This is a genomic window from Streptomyces lanatus (assembly GCF_014655715.1).
GTDB lineage: Bacteria > Actinomycetota > Actinomycetes > Streptomycetales > Streptomycetaceae > Streptomyces > Streptomyces lanatus.
Map to the genome: position 1 here is coordinate 115233 of NZ_BNBM01000018.1, position 17534 is coordinate 132766.

The 17534-nt window shown below is 69.2% G+C and carries 13 protein-coding genes and 2 pseudogenes; 8 read left to right on the forward strand and 7 right to left on the reverse strand.

Features of this window, described 5'->3' with window-relative positions:
• Positions 1 to 47: 47 nt before the first annotated feature.
• A complete protein-coding gene (locus IE325_RS36110; RefSeq protein ID WP_190074464.1) occupies positions 48 to 383 on the reverse strand; it encodes a Rieske (2Fe-2S) protein in 336 nt (111 codons plus the stop codon).
• A gap of 294 nt (positions 384 to 677) precedes the next feature.
• Here IE325_RS36110 and IE325_RS36115 point away from each other — a divergent pair, with 294 nt between their 5' ends.
• Both IE325_RS36115 and IE325_RS36120 read left to right on the forward strand, forming a co-directional pair.
• Entirely contained in the window at positions 678 to 1718 is a 1041-nt protein-coding gene (locus IE325_RS36115) for a helix-turn-helix transcriptional regulator (protein WP_229912263.1), read from the forward strand.
• Positions 1715 to 2583: pseudogene (locus IE325_RS36120) on the forward strand (helix-turn-helix transcriptional regulator). The gene IE325_RS36115 and the pseudogene IE325_RS36120 overlap by 4 nt, the downstream one beginning before the upstream one ends.
• On the opposite strand, the gene IE325_RS36125 reads toward IE325_RS36120, so the two are convergent.
• Positions 2546 to 3592 (reverse strand): helix-turn-helix transcriptional regulator, encoded by a 1047-nt coding sequence (locus IE325_RS36125; protein ID WP_190074376.1) that lies wholly within the window; start codon positions 3590 to 3592, stop codon positions 2546 to 2548. The pseudogene IE325_RS36120 and the gene IE325_RS36125 overlap by 38 nt on opposite strands.
• Before the next feature lie 777 nt (positions 3593 to 4369).
• Here IE325_RS36125 and IE325_RS36130 point away from each other — a divergent pair.
• The 3 genes from IE325_RS36130 to IE325_RS36140 are packed head-to-tail and all read left to right on the forward strand — an operon-like array spanning position 4370 to position 7720.
• Positions 4370 to 5911 carry a circularly permuted type 2 ATP-grasp protein gene (locus IE325_RS36130; protein WP_190074377.1) on the forward strand — a complete coding sequence of 514 codons (1542 nt, stop codon included), beginning with the start codon at positions 4370 to 4372 and terminating at the stop codon, positions 5909 to 5911.
• Positions 5908 to 6840 (forward strand): alpha-E domain-containing protein, encoded by a 933-nt coding sequence (locus IE325_RS36135; RefSeq protein WP_190074378.1) that lies wholly within the window; start codon positions 5908 to 5910, stop codon positions 6838 to 6840. Before IE325_RS36130 ends, IE325_RS36135 begins: the two co-directional genes overlap by 4 nt.
• 1 nt (position 6841) lies before the next feature.
• Positions 6842 to 7720: a transglutaminase family protein gene (locus tag IE325_RS36140; RefSeq protein WP_190074379.1), complete on the forward strand. Its 879-nt coding sequence runs from the start codon at positions 6842 to 6844 to the stop codon at positions 7718 to 7720.
• A 33-nt stretch (positions 7721 to 7753) separates the two neighbouring features.
• Here IE325_RS36140 and IE325_RS36145 read toward each other — a convergent pair whose 3' ends face one another.
• Entirely contained in the window at positions 7754 to 8881 is a 1128-nt protein-coding gene (locus IE325_RS36145) for a sugar ABC transporter substrate-binding protein (RefSeq protein WP_190074380.1), read from the reverse strand.
• A gap of 294 nt (positions 8882 to 9175) precedes the next feature.
• Here IE325_RS36145 and IE325_RS47140 point away from each other — a divergent pair.
• The 3 genes and pseudogenes from IE325_RS47140 to IE325_RS36160 form a co-directional block, all read left to right on the forward strand.
• A pseudogene (locus IE325_RS47140) lies at positions 9176 to 9997 on the forward strand (PA14 domain-containing protein); the annotation flags it as partial.
• A gap of 664 nt (positions 9998 to 10661) precedes the next feature.
• Complete coding sequence (locus tag IE325_RS36155; RefSeq protein ID WP_190074382.1) at positions 10662 to 11174, forward strand: hypothetical protein; 513 nt, start codon at positions 10662 to 10664, stop codon at positions 11172 to 11174.
• A 46-nt stretch (positions 11175 to 11220) separates the two neighbouring features.
• A complete protein-coding gene (locus IE325_RS36160) occupies positions 11221 to 13242 on the forward strand; it encodes a fibronectin type III domain-containing protein (protein ID WP_190074383.1) in 2022 nt (673 codons plus the stop codon).
• Positions 13243 to 13323: 81 nt separating this feature from the next.
• On the opposite strand, the gene IE325_RS36165 is transcribed toward IE325_RS36160, so the two are convergent.
• The 4 genes from IE325_RS36165 to dnaK are packed head-to-tail and all read right to left on the reverse strand — an operon-like array spanning position 13324 to position 17494.
• On the reverse strand, positions 13324 to 13770 hold the full coding sequence (locus IE325_RS36165) for a heat shock protein transcriptional repressor HspR (protein WP_190074384.1): 447 nt from the start codon (positions 13768 to 13770) through the stop codon (positions 13324 to 13326).
• A 5-nt stretch (positions 13771 to 13775) separates the two neighbouring features.
• A complete protein-coding gene (gene dnaJ, locus IE325_RS36170; RefSeq protein ID WP_190074385.1) occupies positions 13776 to 14960 on the reverse strand; it encodes a molecular chaperone DnaJ in 1185 nt (394 codons plus the stop codon).
• A 36-nt stretch (positions 14961 to 14996) separates the two neighbouring features.
• Positions 14997 to 15644, reverse strand: a complete 648-nt coding sequence (gene grpE / locus IE325_RS36175) for a nucleotide exchange factor GrpE (protein WP_190074386.1) — start codon at positions 15642 to 15644, stop codon at positions 14997 to 14999.
• Entirely contained in the window at positions 15644 to 17494 is a 1851-nt protein-coding gene (gene dnaK / locus IE325_RS36180) for a molecular chaperone DnaK (protein ID WP_190074387.1), read from the reverse strand. Before dnaK ends, grpE begins: the two co-directional genes overlap by 1 nt.
• Positions 17495 to 17534 lie beyond the last annotated feature (40 nt).

A 17534-nucleotide genomic window follows, 5' to 3' on the forward strand; every position in this document is an offset into this window, starting at 1 on the left:
CTGCGGGGGGAAGCACCTGAGCGATCTGTTACGACGGGGGAATCGCGTCAGGCACTGCGGGGGGTGGCTGAAATAGTGCTTGGGGCCGGGGCCTCCGGCTCCACCAGTCGGTGGTCGCGCTGATCAAGATTGACGAAGATCATTCCATACCGGATGGCACACCGCACAGGCTGCGGCGCCCCCCGAGGCCGCCGCAGACACCGGTACGCCCGCACGTCCTCGTCCTCGTCGCGCGTGACGACGACCGGCTCACCGAAGACGGTCACCATCAAGGAGTCACCGGAGTGGGGGATCGCGGTGACCAAGTCGATGAAGTGCCAGCCGGAGCGGTAGGCAGTGGCCATTTCTCTACGGAAGGAGCGGTCGTCGGGTGGAGTCGTCATCGCGATCAGTCCCACGTGCTGTCGAGGGGAAAGGCCGGCGTTTCATCGCCGACGGCCCCGGCGGCAACGGACTGAGCACCACCCGACTTGAACGCATCGCTTTTCGCACCGGAGAGGCCAGTCAGTGCTCCGATGGCCACCACGGCGGAGAAGGCGGCGACAAGTACCGAGCGAAGCATTCTGTTACGCATAGTCGGCTTCGTCCTCACTTGAAGGTCCCTCTTCCCCCGTCGAGTAAGACGATGGCTCATTCAGGCACGTTATGGCCACACGATCGGTGCATCATGTTCCTGCATGTTCAGGACCCTGGGGGGTGGAGATTTGGCAACAAATGGGACTAAGACGACACATCCCCATGCGGTGACCGAGTTGTGCGAAGAAGGAAGCCGCCTCTATGCGAGCGCCCTGCGCACCGGTCGCATCCTGCGGGCGGATGTGGAACCGGCTCCGTGTCTGATGGAGTTCGCCCTCCTTCACCCCGATCCCGATGACGCGAAGTGGCTGCGCCCCGTTCCACCCTCCGTCGCCCTGGCCCAGCGGCTCAACCCGATCGAGCGCGAAATCACGGCACAGCGGCGCAACTCGATCGCGCTCGCCGAGGCCTTCGAGCCGTTCATGGCCCTCGGCGTCCAGGACACCGCCTCCACCCACTCGATCACGGTGCTGGAGGGCCTTGACCGCATCAATGCGGCGCTCGACCTGGCGATCACTCAGTGCCAGACCGAGATGCTCACGGTCCAGCCGAGCGGCCGCCGCCGCCCCGAGAACCGGCTCGTCGAAGCACTGGAACGCGACAGGCCGCTGATCGAACGCGGGGTGCGGATCCGAACCCTCTACCAGCACACGGCCAGGTTCATTCCCGACCGGCTGTCCTATATGGACCACTTCACCGACGGGAAGGTGGAGTACCGCACCATCGACGAGCTTGTCGAGCGCCTCATCATCTGCGACGAAACTGTCGCTTTCATCCCCATACGCGATGACCGTCAGGTGGCCCTGGAGCTCCGCCACCCGGGTCTCGTCAGTTACCTGATCAAGGTCTTCGAGTTCATGTGGGCTCGCGCCGTGCCCCTGCATGCCGGCACCCCGTACGAGACCGACCCCGACGGCATCACCGACATCCAGCACTCCATAGCCAAGCTCCTCGTGGAGGGCCACGTCGACGAGGCCATAGCGCGCCGTCTGGGCATGAACGTACGCACTTGTCGCGCCCACATAGCCAAACTGGCCAGCGCCCTGGGCAGCGGCAGCCGCGCCCAACTCGGCTATCTCATAGCGCAGTCAGGCATCCTGAACGAAGATCACCGACTGTCAGGGGGCGAGAGCCCGACGTGACCACAGGGGCACACAGTCACCCAGCGGAAGAGGTTTGTGCGGCAGGCCTGGCACTGTATGCCCGCGCCCTGCGTGAGGGATCCGTGTCGGAGCAGGACGCCACTCCGGTGTCCTGCCTGCTGCACTCAGGACTGCCCCTGCCTGGCTCTCCCCAGGCTGCTGCGAAATGTCGCTGAGGACATCGCCCAGCGCCGCCGGGCCGAGACACGTCTTGCCGAAGCGTTCGAACCGCTCCTGTCGCTCGGCTCGGACCACCTACCCCCAGCGAAACCTGCGGAAATCAGCCTTCTGAAGGGCCTGGCCCGGATCAAACAAGCCGTCGCCGAGGCCATGGCCGACGCCTCCCGCGAACTCCTCGCTGTCCAACCCAAGGTGGGAAACCCAGCCGCCCGCCTGGCCGAGGGCCTGAACGCGACCAAGCCCTACTCGACCGCGGCGGCCCCATCCACACCCTCCACCAACACACGCAGCGCCATAACCCCGCTGTGATCGCCCGCTACGAGCAGCTGAAGAGGCACGCACCCTCGACCAGGTCACTCAACGCCTCCTCGTGATCGACCGCGCAGTGGCCTTCATCCCGGCCACCAAGGACCGAACGCTCGCCCTCGAGATCCGCCACCCGGTCCTGATCGACTCCTTCGCCACCACCTTCGACCTCCTCTGGCACATGGCCACGCCGATTGCAGCCATCGCCGGCCTCCTCATCGAAGGCCACACCGACGCCGTCATCGCCAGCCGCCTCGGCCTGAACACCCGCACGGCCCGCGTCCACATCGCCAAACTCGCCGCGACGCTGGGCAGCGGCAGCCGGGCCCAACTCGGCTACCTCATCGGGCAGTCGGGAATCCTTGATCAGGAAGGTTGAGTGACCGCGACGCGGCATCCGCAGCCTGCGGCGGCCCGTCCAGGCCCACCTGGGCGATGCGGACGCCCAGTTGCGTACGGCTCGCCGCTCCCAGCGTCTCCGAGAGCCGGGCGATATGGGCACGGCAGGTGCGGACACTTATGCCTAGCCGTTCCGCGATCACCGCGTCCTGGTGTCCCTCCGCCAGAAGTGCGGCGATGGAGTGCTCACGGTGCGAGATACCCTCGATGCCCGTGTCAGGGAGCGAGGCCGTGAGCGGGGTCGCCAGGCGCCAGAAGCGTTCGAAGGCCGTCACCAAATAGTGGACCAGGGCCGGGTGACGCAGTTCCAGCGCCATCGTGCGGTCCGCGTTCGCAGGGATGAAGGCGACTGTGCGATCGAAGACGATCAGCCGATCGATGACCTCGTCCAGCGTGCGCGCCTCCACCGAATCGCCCATCAATTCCAGGTAGTTGAGCAGGCCCTGGCCATGCCGCGCCACGTGCGTGTACAGGTCGCGCATCCGCACGCCCCGCCCGCGCAGCGCCAGCGCCCGGTGCAGCCCCTCCGTCAGCTCGTGCTCGGGGCGGATGCCGCCGGGCTGCACGGTCAGCACCTCCGTCGTGCACGCCTCCGTCGCCTCGTCCAGCGCCCCCTGGATACGGGAGGCGCCGTCCAGGACGCGGATAGCCGTGCCCTCGGCACCGGACGTCTGCGACAGACCGGGCCCGAGCCCGGCGTACCACTCGAACGCCGCCACCGCCGAGCCCATCCGCCGCTGGCTCGCGCTGACCTCGTCGTACACCCCCCGCAGCAGCCGGGTCATGACCTCCTGCGGGGAGGTCGGCACCAGCCAGTCCATGTCGTCGGGGTCGGGGTGCAGCAGGGCCAGTTCCAGCAGACAGGGCACCGACTCCGCGTCCCGGCGCGGCACCCGGCCGCGTCGTACGGCCCGTGAATACACATGGTCCCCGGCCTCGCACAGCCGGTCGGCACCGTGTGGATGCTCCTTCGCCCTGTGCCCGGCCATCGCCCATCCACCCCCGGTTCCTGCCTCGTCCGCCGGCTCGCTCACCTCCGGAGCGCGGTGTCGACGCCCCTGCCGGGACACCCGGCAGAGCGGGTCCTGGTCGACGGACCCATCGTGCTCGGCCACGTCGGCCCCGCGGTTCGCTCGCGCTTCCGCAGCGCAACTATGCGCGGACCGGCCGTGCTCCGCAACACGGCTCCGGCGGGGAGGGCCGTCGTAAAACACCGTTCCGCCCCGTTATCTCCGGGCCTCCGCACGTCCAGTTGCAACAAGCTGGGGGGCGCCGCGGCCGTTGCCGGGCGTCGTGAAGCCGGCTTCGCCCTGACTGGCGGCGCCAGGCTCGCGGCCGCACATCCTGCGGGCACATCCGACCTCTTGTGGCTGCGCTCAGGCCCAGGCCCTTGCGTCAGAGGGGTGACGAGGTAGTGGCCCTGAGACGCCGCCACCGCCCGATGGTGCGGGCCACGCGCCTGACGCGGTGCTGACGCCTTCCTGCGTACGCGGCGCTCCGCCCACGTCTTAGCGGTGAGCCGAAGTGGCCCGCCTCCGAAGGCCTCAAGCGGATCAGGACCTGTGACGGCGACGCCGTGAAGCCACTTCTCAAAGCGATCAACGCGCTCGCCGACGATCCGGAGCCCACCGCGAGCAGCAAGCTCGGCAGCCCTCTCCTCGCGGTTCCGCGAGTTGACCGGCCCACCCGGACCGCACCCTTCCACGTGCACGTCCCGGAAATCCCCCAGTGATCACCGCGTTACACCCCGCACTTAGCGTCAGGCCATGGCGGACATATTTGACGCGTACGCGTTGGCCGACGCGTGGGACGAGATGTTTGAGCGACCGGGTGAGGTCAGGACCGCCTATGAGCCGGTGCTGGCTGCGCTTCAGCCGATCGAGCCGAGTGAACTGAGGTTCCGGGCCGACCAGATGGCCCGGGCGTTCACCGACCGTGGCGTGACCTACGCCTTCGCGGGTGAGGAGCGGCCCTGGCCGCTGGATCTGGTGCCCCGCATTCTCGACGCCCTCGAATGGGACCTCGTACAACGCGGGGTCGGTCAGCGGGTGCGTGCCCTCGAGGCCTACCTCGCCGACGCCTACGGGCACGCCCGCGCCTTCGAGGACGGCGTCGTGCCCTGGCGGCTGCTGCTCAACTCCCCCCATTTCCATCGGGCGGCCCACGGGGTCGAGCCACCGGGCGGGGTACGGATCCATGTCGCCGGCATCGACCTCGTACGCGACGAGGCCGGGGACTTCCGGGTGCTGGAGGACAACGTCCGGGTGCCGAGCGGGGTTTCGTACGTCATCGAGAACCGGCGTGCGATGACCCGGATCTTCCCCTCCCTCTTCGGCGAGCAGCATGTGCTCCCCGTCGACGGGTATCCGCAGAAGCTGCTCGCCGCCCTGCGTGCCGCCGCACCTGACGGGACCCAGGACCCACGTGTCGTAGTGCTCACCCCGGGGCCCAACAACGCCGCCTACTTCGAGCACGCCCTGCTGGCCCGGCTGATGGGCGTACAGCTCGTCGAGGGGCACGACCTCGTGTGCCGCAGCAACCGGGTGTGGATGCGGACGACCCGCGGCGAAGTGCCCGTCCACGTCGTATACCGGCGACTGGACGACGACTTCCTCGATCCGCTGCACTTCCGCCCCGACTCGGTGATCGGCTGCCCGGGCATCATGGGCGCCGCCATGGCGGGCAACGTCACACTCGCGAACGCCGTGGGCAACGGCATCGCCGATGACAAGCTCCTCTATACGTACGTCCCCGATCTCATCCGGTACTACCTCGCCGAGGAACCGATCCTCCCCAACGTGGAGTCCTACCGGCCCGAAGAGCCGGGGCAGTTGGAGGCCGTGCTCGATCAGATCGAGCAGCTCGTCATCAAGCCCGTCGACGGGGCGGGCGGCCAGGGCATCGTCATCGGCCCCAAGGCCGACCGGGACACGATAGAACGCACTCGCAAAGCGGTCATCGCCGATCCGCGCGGCTTCATCGCCCAACGGCCCGTCGCCCTGTCCACCTCCCCCACCCTCGCGGGTGAGCGCATGGCACCGCGCCACATCGACCTGCGGCCCTTCGCCGTCAACGACGGCAACGATGTCTGGGTGCTGCCCGGCGGCCTCACCCGGGTCGCGCTCCAGGAGGGCAACCTGATCGTCAACTCCAGCCAGGGCGGCGGATCCAAGGACACCTGGGTGCTGGCCGAGGGCCCGGCGGTGCGACCGGCGGCACCGACAACGGCACTGCCCGACGTCGCCCCGCGTCAGCTCGGACCCGACGGCACCCCCACCGTCGTACAGGAAGGGGCGCAGCAGCAGTGAACGACGTGATCCTGTCCCGCATAGCCGAGGCCCTGATCTGGACCGGACGGTATGTCGAGCGGGCCGACGCCACGGGGCGCATCCTCGACGCCTACCTCCACCGCATGCTGGAGGACCCCTGGCGTGACGAGGACGTGGCCTGCCGGTCGCTGTACGCGATCCTCGGGATGGATGCCGGTGGCCAACCGGTCGACATGCAGCGGGTCCTCGATCAGCTGGCCTTCGATGCCCGCTCGACCGGTTCGATCGAGGGCGCGCTGGGCGCCGCCCGGCTGAACGCGCGCAGTGCCCGCGAGGCCGTCTCGTCCGAGATGTGGGAGTGCCTGAACTCGACGTGGCACGCGCTGGCCGACCAGCGGATGGCAGCCAGGCGGACCGGTCCGTACGCGTACCTGGAACTGGTACGCCGCCGTGCCGCACTGTTCTTCGGTCTCGCCGACTCGACCATGAGCCGGGACGACAGCTGGCGCTTCGTCGTCCTGGGGCGGAGTCTGGAGCGGGTGGACATGACCGTACGGCTGCTGTCGGTGCGGGTGCTGGACGCCGCCCACGCGCCCGACTGGCCGACCCTGCTGAGCGCGTCCGGCGCCGACGAGGCGTACGCGCGCGTGCACGGCGGCTTCGGGGACACCCCTCGGGTGGCCGAATTCCTGCTGCTGGACCGGGACTTCCCGCGCTCGGCGCTGCACGCGCTGACCACGGCGGAGGAGTGCCTCACCGCGCTGGGCCGCCCCCGTCAGGACCCGGCGCGCCGTCCGATCGGCCGGATGCGTACTCGTCTCGAATACCTGGACACGCACGCTCTGGAGGATCAACTGCCCGTGCTGCTCGGGGACTTGCAGCAGGCCTGCATGACCTCTGCGGACGCGGTGGCCGACCGGTTCTTCCCGTACCAGGGGCCCGTCGAGTGGGCCCAGGAAGGAGCGTGAGATGACCCCCCAGATATCCACCACGATATCCACCCAGGGAACTCGCCGGCTCCGTATCAACCACACCACGAAGGTCTCCTACGCGCAGCCGGCGGCCTCGTCGCACAACGAGGTCCGCATGACCCCGCTGACGCTGCCCGGCCAGACCACGCTCGACGCCCGGGTCACCGTCAGCCCGGCGGCCGCCACCTGGTCGTACTGGGACTACTGGGGCACCCAGGTCACTGGCTTCGACCTGATGGACCCGCACGCCGACCTCATCATCACGGCCTCCAGCCTGGTCGAGACCCACCCGCCGGGCCCCCTGCCCGTGGCGCCCGCCTGGGCCGAGGTGACGGAGTGCACCGCCGTCTCCCGCCTGCTGGAGTTCGCGACCTCGACCCCGCGTACGACGGTTGGGGCGGAGCTGGTCGAGCGGGCCCGGGAGGCGGCGGCCGGGCTCGACCCGCACGAGACCGCGGTCGCCGTGTCGTCGCTGGTCGCCGACCGGGTGTCCTACCTCCCCGGCACCACCGGTGTGAACACGTCCGCCGCCGAGGCCTGGGACCAGGGCGCGGGCGTCTGCCAGGACATAGCCCACCTGACCATCGCCCTGCTACGGGGCCTGGGGCTGCCGACCCGGTACGTCTCCGGCTACCTCCACCCCGAACGTGAGGCGGAACTGCACCGCCCGGTGGCCGGCCAGAGCCACGCGTGGATCGAGTACTGGGCGGGCGACTGGTGCGGCTACGACCCCACGAACCGGACCCGGGCCGACGAGTCCCATGTGGTTGTGGGCCGGGGACGGGACTACGACGACGTCACGCCGCACAAGGGCATCTACCGGGGTGTGCCCGGCGGGCCGCCGGAGGTGACGGTGCAGTTCACGCGGGTGGCCTGAACAGCGGGTGGCCTGCACACAGGGCGGCCGGCGCTACTTGTTGAGCCCGGCCGCCGAGCAGTCCGCCTTGTACTCGCCCGTGCAGATGTCGGACACCTGATAGATCCCGTCCGCGATGACGGTCTCCTTGATGTTCTCCTTGGTCAGGGCGACCACCGGGACCAGCAGGGCCGGGATGTCCTTGTCGGTCGGGCTGTCGACCTGGTCCTGGGCGAGCGCTTCGAACTGGATGTCATGGCCCTGGACCTTGGCCACGGCCATCTCGGCGGCGCTCTCGGCCTCCTGCGGGTACGACTTGTAGACGCTCATGAACTGGTCGCCGTCGAGGATCCGCTGGACGGCGTCCAGTTCGGCGTCCTGGCCGGTGATCGGCGGCAGTTTGGTGACGCCCGCGTTCTCCAGGGCCTTGATGATGCCGCCGGCCATGCCGTCGTTGGCGGAGTAGACGCCCTTGATGTTGTTGACGCCGATGGACTTGATCGCCGCCGCCATGTTGTCCTCGGCGTTCTCCGGCTTCCAGTCCTTGGTGTCGTAGGACTTGGCGATGTCGACCGCGCCCTTGAGCTCGGAGAGGGCGCCCGCCTTGAACTGCTTGGCGTTCGGGTCGGTGAGCGAGCCGTTCATCATGACGATCTTGTCGGAGGAGTCGACCGGGCGCATGGCCTCCAGGAGGGTGCGGCCCTGGACCTCGCCGACGAGTTCGTTGTCGAAGGAGACGTACGCGTCGATCGGCCCCTCGGCGAGGCGGTCGTAGGCGATGACCGGGATCCCGGCCTCCTTGGCCTTCTTCACCCCGGAGGCGATGGCGTGCGCGTCGACGGCGTCCAGCAGGATCACGTCGACCTGGTCGTCGATCATCTGCTGGAGCTGGGTCGCCTGCTTGCCGGCGTCGGCGTCGGCGTTCTTGTAGACGACGCGGCCCTGCTTGTCGGTGAGCTCCAGGACCTTGTTCCTGATGATGGGGAAGTCGAACTTGTCGTAGCGCGTGTTCGCCGTCTCCGGCAGGAGCAGCCCCACGGTGACGTCGTTGCCCTTGGTCGGGCTCGCCTCGCTGCTGTCCCCGGTGACGCCCAGCGCCCCGCACGCGGCCAGCGAGAGGGTCATCGTGGACGCGGCGGCCACGGTGGTGGCGGTACGGCGCAGCGGACGCAAGGGACGCATAAAACAGCTCACTTCTGGTGCCATCGGGACACGGGCGCTCCATCGCGCCCAGATGACTGAAAAGCCAACGCGCCGACGACCCTCACCGTCAAGCGGAACTACTTAACGAGTGCGCAACACCACGCTCCGCTGTGCATGTAAAGACATGAAGGAACCTCTCCAAACACCCATTACACCCTCTCCACCGAACCTCGATCGAACGCAGGACCAAGATCCGTACAACCAACCCCATTTCTCGCGAGTCCTGATCAGGACAGCTCCACCCCGCTGTCCCGCACTCGACCAGAGGATCGAATGAACCCAGCCAGACGCACGACCGCCGCGGCCGCGGCGACGGTCGTGCTCGCCACCGCGGGCACCCTGCTCACGGCGACCGCCCCCGCGTCCGCCGCCGTGACCTGCACCTCGCCCGTCTTCAAACGGCAGTTCTTCGCCAACACGGCTTTCTCGGGCACGCCGAAGAAGACCGACTGCGACAGCGCCATCGATCAGAACTGGGGCACGAACGCCCCGGCCACCGGGCTGCCCAAGGACAACTTCTCCGTCCGCTGGACCGTGACCCGCGACTTCGGCTCCGGCGGCCCCTTCACCCTCACCGCCGCCACCCAGGACGGCATCCGCGTCTACCTCGACGGCAGCCGCAAGATCGACCTGTGGAAGAACGTGTCGACGACCGCGAGGAAGACGGTCGACGTCACCGTCCCGGCGGGCAAGCACACCCTCCGCGTCGACTACGTCAACTGGACCGGGACCGCGAACGTCAGCCTCGCCTACACGCCCCGCACGTCGGCCACCGTCGACAAGGTCAAGCCCCTCACCCCCACCGGCACGAAGGTCACCTACGACCCGGCCACCGGCAAGGCCAAGCTCACCTGGTCCAAGAACAAGGAAATGGACCTCGCCGGCTACCGCGTCTTCCGCCGGCTCAAGGGCGCCGCCTACGGCAGCACGCCGCTCGCGACGACCACCTCCACCACGTACACCGACAGCACCCTGCCGGTGACCGGCGCGACGTACTACTACGAGATACGCGCGACGGACAAAGCGGGCAATGAGTCGGCCGGCACGGCGGACCAGGCCGTCACCACCGTCGACCGGGTCGCGCCCGGCACGCCCGCCATCACCAAGGCGACGGGCGAGGTGACGCCGACCGGCGGGACCGGCGGGCTGCAGCTCGGCTGGAGCAAGGTCGCGGACGCGGCGACGTACCGTGTGTACCGGGCGGCGACCGAGAACGGGACGTACACGAGGATCGCGAGCACGGCCCAGCTCTCGCACCTGGACACCTCGGCCGCCGAGAGCACCGTGTACTACTACCGGGTCTCGGCCGTCGACGCGGCGGGCAACGAGTCCGCGCGGTCCGCGCCCCAGCGTGGCCGGATCTGGGACAACGATCCGCCGCCGCTGGTCACGGGGCTGAGCGTCACCCCGACCGAGTTCGGCTTCCAGCTGGACTGGGACAAGAGCCCCGCCGAGGATCTGAAGTACTACACGATCCACTGGGGCGAGCTCTACGGCGACGAGGGCGAACAGGTCTGCTACGGCAGCCTGGTGGACTATGTCGCCCCCAGCGAGACCACCTACGCGTACGAGACCGTGCCGGACGGTGACGAGGTGTGCTTCTTCGTCGACGCCGTGGACGACGAGAACAACTCCGCCATCAAGTGGAGCGACGTCCCGGTCCAGGCCGTGGTCGCGAGGGAACTCGACCTGACGCCGACCGAGCCCGCGCCCTAGGCAACTCGCCGCCGCAACCGCCCCACCTGCGAAGATCACCCACATGACCGTCACCGAAACCACCGTCGAGGACACCGTGTCCGGCCCGCTGACCGTCCGACTGGACACCGGGCGCAGTGAAGTCGTCGTCGAGGGCGAGGCGATCCCGCGGATCGTGCTGCGCCGCGCCGCCGGTACCGAGGCCGAGGAGCACATCCCCGTCGGCACCCGGGACGGCGGCCGACTCACGCTCACCGTCGACGGCGTGGAGGCGGACATACGCCCGGCGAAGGGGCGGTTGACCCGGCGTTCGTACGCGGTCGACGTGCGGCACGCCGGGCATGTGTGGCGGCTGGTGCCCGACTCGATCCCGGACAGCCGGCTGCTGCGCGACGGGCGACGCCTCGGGGCGTTCAGCTCCGAGGGCAACGGCGAGGTCGATGCCGAGTGGCGTGCGGACGCCGCTCCGGAACCCCTCGACGTGGCCCTCGGACACGCTCTCGCGGCGGGGTTCGGGACCGGCGCACAGCCGATGTGGATGTTGGTCGCGGATGCGATCGGCGACCTGTTCCCCTGACGGACACACCCCCCGACCTACCTGCTGAACCGAACTGAAGGACCGAATGAACCCAGCCAGACGCACGACCGCGGTCACCGCGACCGCCGTCGTGCTCGCCACCGCGGGCACCCTGCTCACGACCCTCGCCGCGCCCGCATCCGCCGCCGTGACCTGCAACTCGCCGCTCTTCAAGCGGCAGTTCTTCGCGAACACCGGCTTCTCCGGTACGCCGAAGAAGACCGACTGCGACGACGTCATCGACCAGAACTGGGGCACGAACGCCCCCGTCTCCGGTCTGCCGAAGGACAACTTCTCCGTCCGCTGGAGCCTGACCCGGGACTTCGGCTCCGGCGGCCCCTTCGCGCTGACCGCTTCCGGGCTCGACGGCATCCGCGTCTATCTCGACGGCGTCCGCAAGATCGACCTGTGGCGGAACACCTCGACGACCGTCTCCAAGACCGTCAATGTCACCGTCCCCTCCGGCAAGCACACCCTGCGCGTCGACTACGTCAACTGGACCGGCAGCGCGAGGGTCAAGTTCGGCTATGCGCCGAGGACTTCGGCCACCGTAGACAAGGTCAAGCCGCTCGCGCCGACCGGCGCCTCCGTGACGTACGACAAGGCGACGAGCAAGGCGAAGCTCACCTGGGCGAAGAACAAGGAGATGGACCTCGCCGGTTACCGCGTCTACCGGCGGCTGAAGGGGACCGGCGACTACCGCGTGGTGGGCGGCCTGCTGACCGGCACGTCCTTCACGGAGGCGCTCGCGCCGACCGGCACCGAGTACTACTACGAGGTGCGGGCCGTGGACCGGGCGGGCAACGAGTCGGCGGGCAGCACCGATCAGCTCGTCTCCACCGTGGACCGCACCGCGCCCCTGACGCCGGTCCTGTCCGTGAGCGACGATCCGGTGCGCGGGGTGAACCTCGACTGGCAGGACGACGTGTACGGCGTGACCTTCGACGTCTACCGTGCCGCGTCCGCCGACGGGGAGTTCGTGAAGCTCGGGCTGTCGTACGGCTCCAGCCGCGTGGACGAGACCGCGCCGTACGGGGACACCTCGTACTACCGCGTCATAGCCAAGGACGGCGCCGGCAACACCGCCACCTCCAAGGTGGTCCCCTTCGCCCGGCCGCTGGCGGTGCCCTTCATGGACACCCCGGGCACCAACGAGGCCGAGACCGGGATCGAGCTGCGCTGGACGACGTCGAAGGCGGCGCCCACCCAGTACCGGGCCTACCGCTGGGACAGCTCCGACCCGAACGCCGTCCCGGTGCAGGTCACCTGCGAGTCCTACCGGGTGGGGAACCCGTCCGACTACTACCCGCAGTACGGCTGCACCGACTTCACCGCCGAGCGGCATGTGGCGTACGCGTACTACGTGACCAGCGTCGACAGCCAGGGCCGGGAGTCGGCGCCCTCGCGCACCGTCTACGTCGGCCGCCGGGACACCACCCCGCCGCCCGCCGTCACCGGCCTCACCCACACCAGCACGGAGTACGGCACGGTGCTGGACTGGGACGAGAGCACCGCCGAGGACCTCAAGGCGTACACCGTGTTCCGCGCCACCGACGCCCATGACACCGCCACCTACGAGTGGATCGCCTCGGTGCCGCCCGGCACGACCCGCTACGTCGACGTCCAGGTCCCGGACGACCAGAACTGGGTCTACTTCGTGGACCCCGTGGACACGTCGAACAACTCCCTCTACACGCTGTCCGGCAACCCGGCGGAGGTCGTCGCCAACGTCAGCGTCAACGAGTTCGACCTGACCCCGGTCCAGGCGCCGCCGAACACCGCTCCCTGGGCCCTGTCCGCCGAGGCCGACGAGTCCGGGCACGCGGTGCTGTCGTGGGGCTGCCGCATCGGCTGCGGGACGCCCACCGGCTTCCACGTCTACCGGTGGGACCGCGCGGCTCAGCAGTACGTCCGCCTGACCGAGCTGCCGCTGGCGGCCGACGCCCGCGGCTACACCGACCCGGGCACCCCGGCCGGCACGACCAGCCACTACGTCGTCTCGGCGGTCGCGGCCGACGGTTCGGAGGCCTACACGGGCCTCGCACCGGTCGTAGTGGCGCCCAAGTAGCTGCCCAGGCAGCCACCCAGGTACGAGAAGGGGCCCCGAGGTACGTACCTCGGGGCCCCTTCGTCCATGCTTCGCGCGGTGCTAGTCCTTGGCCTTCTTCGGCCGCCACACCACCAGCGCGCTGGTCTGCTGCACCTCCTGGTACGGCACCAGATCGCGGCGGTACGACGCGTGCACCGCCGCCTCGCGCTGCTGCATCGCCGCGGCGGCCCCTTCGACGGCGGCCGTGAGCTCGGCCACCCGGGACTGGAGCGCGGCGACCTGGTTCTCCAGTTCGATGATGCGCTTGATGCCGGCCAGGTTGATGCCCTCGTCCTGCGACAACTGCTGCACGGTACGCAGCAGTTCGATGTCGCGGGCCGAGTAGCGGCGGCCACGGCCTGCCGTGCGGTCCGGGGACACCAGGCCCAGACGGTCGTACTGGCGCAGTGTCTGCGGGTGCAGGCCGGAGAGCTGGGCCGCCACCGAGATGACGTAGACCGGGGTCTCCTCGGTCAGTTCATACGGATTGCGTCGACGGCCGTCCATCTCGATCAAGCTCCCTTCGCGGCCTGGAACAGCTCCGCCCGCGGATCCTCACCCGCGGTCGCCTCGCGATACGCCTCCAGCGCGTCACGAGCCTTCCCCGAAAGGTCCTTCGGGACACTCACCTCGACGGTGACCAGGAGGTCTCCGCGGGTGCCGTCCTTGCGGACCGCGCCCTTGCCCCGCGCCCGCATGGTGCGGCCGTTGGGCGTGCCGGGCGGCAGCTTCAGGGTGACCGGCGGTCCGCCCAGGGTGGGGACCCTGACCTCGCCGCCGAGGGCCGCCTCCGTGAAGGTCACGGGGACGGTCACGGTGAGGTTGTCCTCCTTGCGGCCGAACACCGGGTGGGCGTCGACGTGCACGGTGACGTAGAGATCGCCGGCCGGGCCGCCGCGCTCGCCCGGGGCGCCCTTGCCGCGCAGCCGGATCCGCTGGCTGTCGGAGACACCCGCCGGGATGCGGACCTGCATCGTCCGGGACGACTTCGCCCGGCCGCTGCCCTTGCACTCCATGCAGGGGTGCTCGGCGATCAGGCCGCGCCCCTTGCAGTCCGGGCAGGGGTCGGTCAGCGAGAAGCCGCCGCCCGAACCCCGGGCCACCTGGCCGGTGCCGACGCAGGTCGGGCACACCCTGGGCGTGCCGTTCTTGTCGCCGGTGCCCGCGCAGGCCTTGCAGGGTGACTGCGAGGACATCCGCAGCGGGACCGTCGCGCCCTCGATCGCCTCGGTGAAGCTGAGGGTGACCTCGGTGTCGATGTCCTGGCCCCGGCGCGGCTGGGTACGGGTGGTGCCGGTGCCGCCGCGGTTGAACAGACCGCCGAAGACGTCACCGATTCCGCCGCCGAAGCCGCCGGCTCCCTGGCCCCCGCCCTGGGCGTTGCCTCCGAAGAGATCGCCCAGGTCGAAGTTGAAGGAACCGCCGCCCGCGCCGCCCGGCCCCGGGCGGAAGCCGCCGTTGCCGAACAGGGCGCGTGCCTCGTCGTACTCCTTGCGCTTCTTGGGGTCGCCGAGGACGTCGTTCGCCTCGGAGATCTCCTTGAAGCGCTCCTCCGCCTTGGCGTTGCCCTTGTTGGCGTCCGGGTGGTACTCGCGGGCGAGCTTGCGGTACGCCTTCTTGATCTCGGCCTCGGTGGCGTCCTTGGGGACGCCGAGGACCTTGTAGAAGTCCTTCTCGATGAAGTCCTTGGTGCTCATCCTCGACGTCCCTCCTCTCTCGACGTCAGTTCAACGTCAGCCCTCGTCCGGGCCACCGCTCTCCTTGTCGTCGGCCGCCTCGGCAGCGTCCTCCTTGACGGTCTGCGCGCCCGGCTGGGGCTCGGCGACGGCCACCCGTGCGGGGCGGATGGTGCGCTCGCCGATGCGATACCCCGGCTGGAGGATCGCGACGCAGGTCGTCTCGGTGACGTCCGGCGCGTAGCTGTGCATCAGCGCCTCGTGGATCGTCGGGTCGAAGGGCTCGCCCTCCTTGCCGAACTGCTGCAGACCCATCTTCGCCGCGACGGTCTCCAGTGACTCCCCGACGGACTTGAATCCGCCGACGAGTTCGCCGTGCTCCCGCGCGCGGCCGATGTCGTCGAGGACGGGAAGGAGCTCGGTGAGGAGGTTCGCGATGGCGATCTCCTTGACCGTGATCCGGTCCCGCTCGACGCGGCGGCGGTAGTTCTGGAACTCGGCCTGGAGCCGCTGGAGGTCCGCGGTGCGCTCGTCGTGCGCGGTACGGACCTGGTCCAGCTGGGCCGTCAGGCCGGCGATCTGTGCTGCTCCGTCCCCGGCCGGGGCCGCCCCCTCCTGAGGAGCGGCCTTCGACTCGGCGTCGTCAGGGGTCGCGCCGGAGGGGACGTCGGGCTTCTCCTCGAAGCCCGGGGTCTCCTCCGTCATTACGCGGCACCGTCCTTGCGCTCGTCGTCCACGATCTCGGCGTCCACGACGTCGTCATCGGCGGGCTTGCCACCCTGGGTGGCGCCCTCGGGGCCACCCGCGGCGGCCTGGCCGGCCTGGGCGTCGGCGTACATCGCCTGGCCGACCTTCTGCGAGACGGCCGCGACCTTCTCGGTGGCGGTGCGGATCTCGGCGGTGTCCTCGCCCTTGAGCGCGGTCTTCAGCTCCTCGACGGCGGCCTCGACCTCGGTCTTGACCTCGCCGGGGACCTTGTCCTCGTTGTCCTTGAGGAACTTCTCCGTCTGGTAGACGAGCTGCTCGCCTTGGTTGCGGGACTCGGCGGCCTCGCGGCGGCGGTGGTCCTCGTCCGCGTACTGCTCGGCCTCCTGGCGCATGCGGTCGACCTCGTCCTTCGGCAGCGAGGAGCCGCCGGTGACGGTCATCTTCTGCTCCTTGCCCGTGCCCAGGTCCTTGGCGGTCACGTGCATGATGCCGTTGGCGTCGATGTCGAAGGACACCTCGATCTGCGGGACGCCGCGCGGCGCCGGCGGCAGACCGGTCAGCTCGAACATCCCGAGCTTCTTGTTGTACGCCGCGATCTCGCGCTCGCCCTGGTAGACCTGGATCTGCACGGACGGCTGGTTGTCCTCGGCCGTGGTGAAGATCTCGGACCGCTTGGTCGGGATCGTGGTGTTGCGCTCGATGAGCTTGGTCATGATGCCGCCCTTGGTCTCGATACCGAGGGACAGCGGGGTCACGTCGAGGAGCAGGACGTCCTTGACCTCACCCTTGAGGACACCGGCCTGGAGCGAGGCGCCGATGGCGACGACCTCGTCCGGGTTCACGCCCTTGTTGGCGTCCTTGCCGCCGGTCAGCTCCTTGACGAGCTCGGCGACGGCGGGCATACGGGTGGAGCCACCGACGAGGACGACGTGGTCGATCTCGTTGATGGAGACGCCGGCGTCCTTCATGACGTTGAAGAACGGGGTCTTGCAGCGCTCCAGGAGGTCCGCGGTCAGCTGCTGGAACTGCGCGCGGGTGAGCTTCTCGTCGAGGTGCAGGGGGCCCTCGGCGGAGGCGGTGATGTAGGGCAGGTTGATCGAGGTCTCGGTGGACGAGGACAGCTCGATCTTCGCCTTCTCAGCGGCCTCGCGGAGGCGCTGGAGGGCCATCTTGTCCTTGGAGAGGTCCACGCCGTGGCCGGCCTGGAACTGCTTGACCAGGTAGTCGACGACGCGCTGGTCCCAGTCGTCACCACCGAGGTGGTTGTCACCGTTGGTGGCCTTCACCTCGACGACGCCGTCGCCGATCTCCAGGAGGGACACGTCGAAGGTGCCGCCACCGAGGTCGAAGACGAGGATCGTCTGGTCGTCCTTGTCGAGGCCGTAGGCCAGGGCGGCGGCCGTCGGCTCGTTGACGATGCGCAGGACGTTCAGGCCCGCGATCTCGCCGGCCTCCTTCGTCGCCTGGCGCTCGGAGTCGTTGAAGTAGGCCGGGACGGTGATGACCGCGTCCGTGACCTTCTCGCCCAGGTAGGACTCCGCGTCCCGCTTCAGCTTCTGCAGGATGAACGCGGACATCTGCTGCGGGTTGAAGGGCTTCCCGTCGAGCTCGACCTTCCAGTCGGTGCCCATGTGGCGCTTCACCGAGCGGATGGTCCGGTCCACGTTCGTGACCGCCTGGCGCTTGGCGACCTCGCCGACGAGCACCTCGCCGTTCTTCGCGAAGGCGACGACGGACGGCGTGGTCCTGGCGCCCTCGGCGTTGGTGATGACGGTGGGCTCGCCGCCCTCCAGAACGCTGACGACGGAGTTAGTCGTGCCCAGGTCGATGCCGACCGCACGTGCCATGGTGAATTCCTCCAGCTGACTTGAGTGGAACGGACTCAAG

What these genes read in the sequence shown, in the direction of transcription:
- IE325_RS36145 (WP_190074380.1), bottom strand. Translation starts at nt 8,881, where the DNA reads ATGCGTCCCTTGCGTCCGCTGCGCCGTACCGCCACCACCGTGGCCGCC.
- IE325_RS36165 (WP_190074384.1), bottom strand. Translation starts at nt 13,770, where the DNA reads ATGGACGGCCGTCGACGCAATCCGTATGAACTGACCGAGGAGACCCCG.
- IE325_RS36115 (WP_229912263.1), top strand. Translation starts at nt 678, where the DNA reads ATGTTCAGGACCCTGGGGGGTGGAGATTTGGCAACAAATGGGACTAAG.
- dnaJ (WP_190074385.1), bottom strand. Translation starts at nt 14,960, where the DNA reads ATGAGCACCAAGGACTTCATCGAGAAGGACTTCTACAAGGTCCTCGGC.
- IE325_RS36125 (WP_190074376.1), bottom strand. Translation starts at nt 3,592, where the DNA reads ATGGCCGGGCACAGGGCGAAGGAGCATCCACACGGTGCCGACCGGCTG.
- IE325_RS36155 (WP_190074382.1), top strand. Translation starts at nt 10,662, where the DNA reads ATGACCGTCACCGAAACCACCGTCGAGGACACCGTGTCCGGCCCGCTG.
- grpE (WP_190074386.1), bottom strand. Translation starts at nt 15,644, where the DNA reads ATGACGGAGGAGACCCCGGGCTTCGAGGAGAAGCCCGACGTCCCCTCC.
- IE325_RS36130 (WP_190074377.1), top strand. Translation starts at nt 4,370, where the DNA reads ATGGCGGACATATTTGACGCGTACGCGTTGGCCGACGCGTGGGACGAG.
- IE325_RS36140 (WP_190074379.1), top strand. Translation starts at nt 6,842, where the DNA reads ATGACCCCCCAGATATCCACCACGATATCCACCCAGGGAACTCGCCGG.
- dnaK (WP_190074387.1), bottom strand. Translation starts at nt 17,494, where the DNA reads ATGGCACGTGCGGTCGGCATCGACCTGGGCACGACTAACTCCGTCGTC.
- IE325_RS36110 (WP_190074464.1), bottom strand. Translation starts at nt 383, where the DNA reads ATGACGACTCCACCCGACGACCGCTCCTTCCGTAGAGAAATGGCCACT.
- IE325_RS36160 (WP_190074383.1), top strand. Translation starts at nt 11,221, where the DNA reads ATGAACCCAGCCAGACGCACGACCGCGGTCACCGCGACCGCCGTCGTG.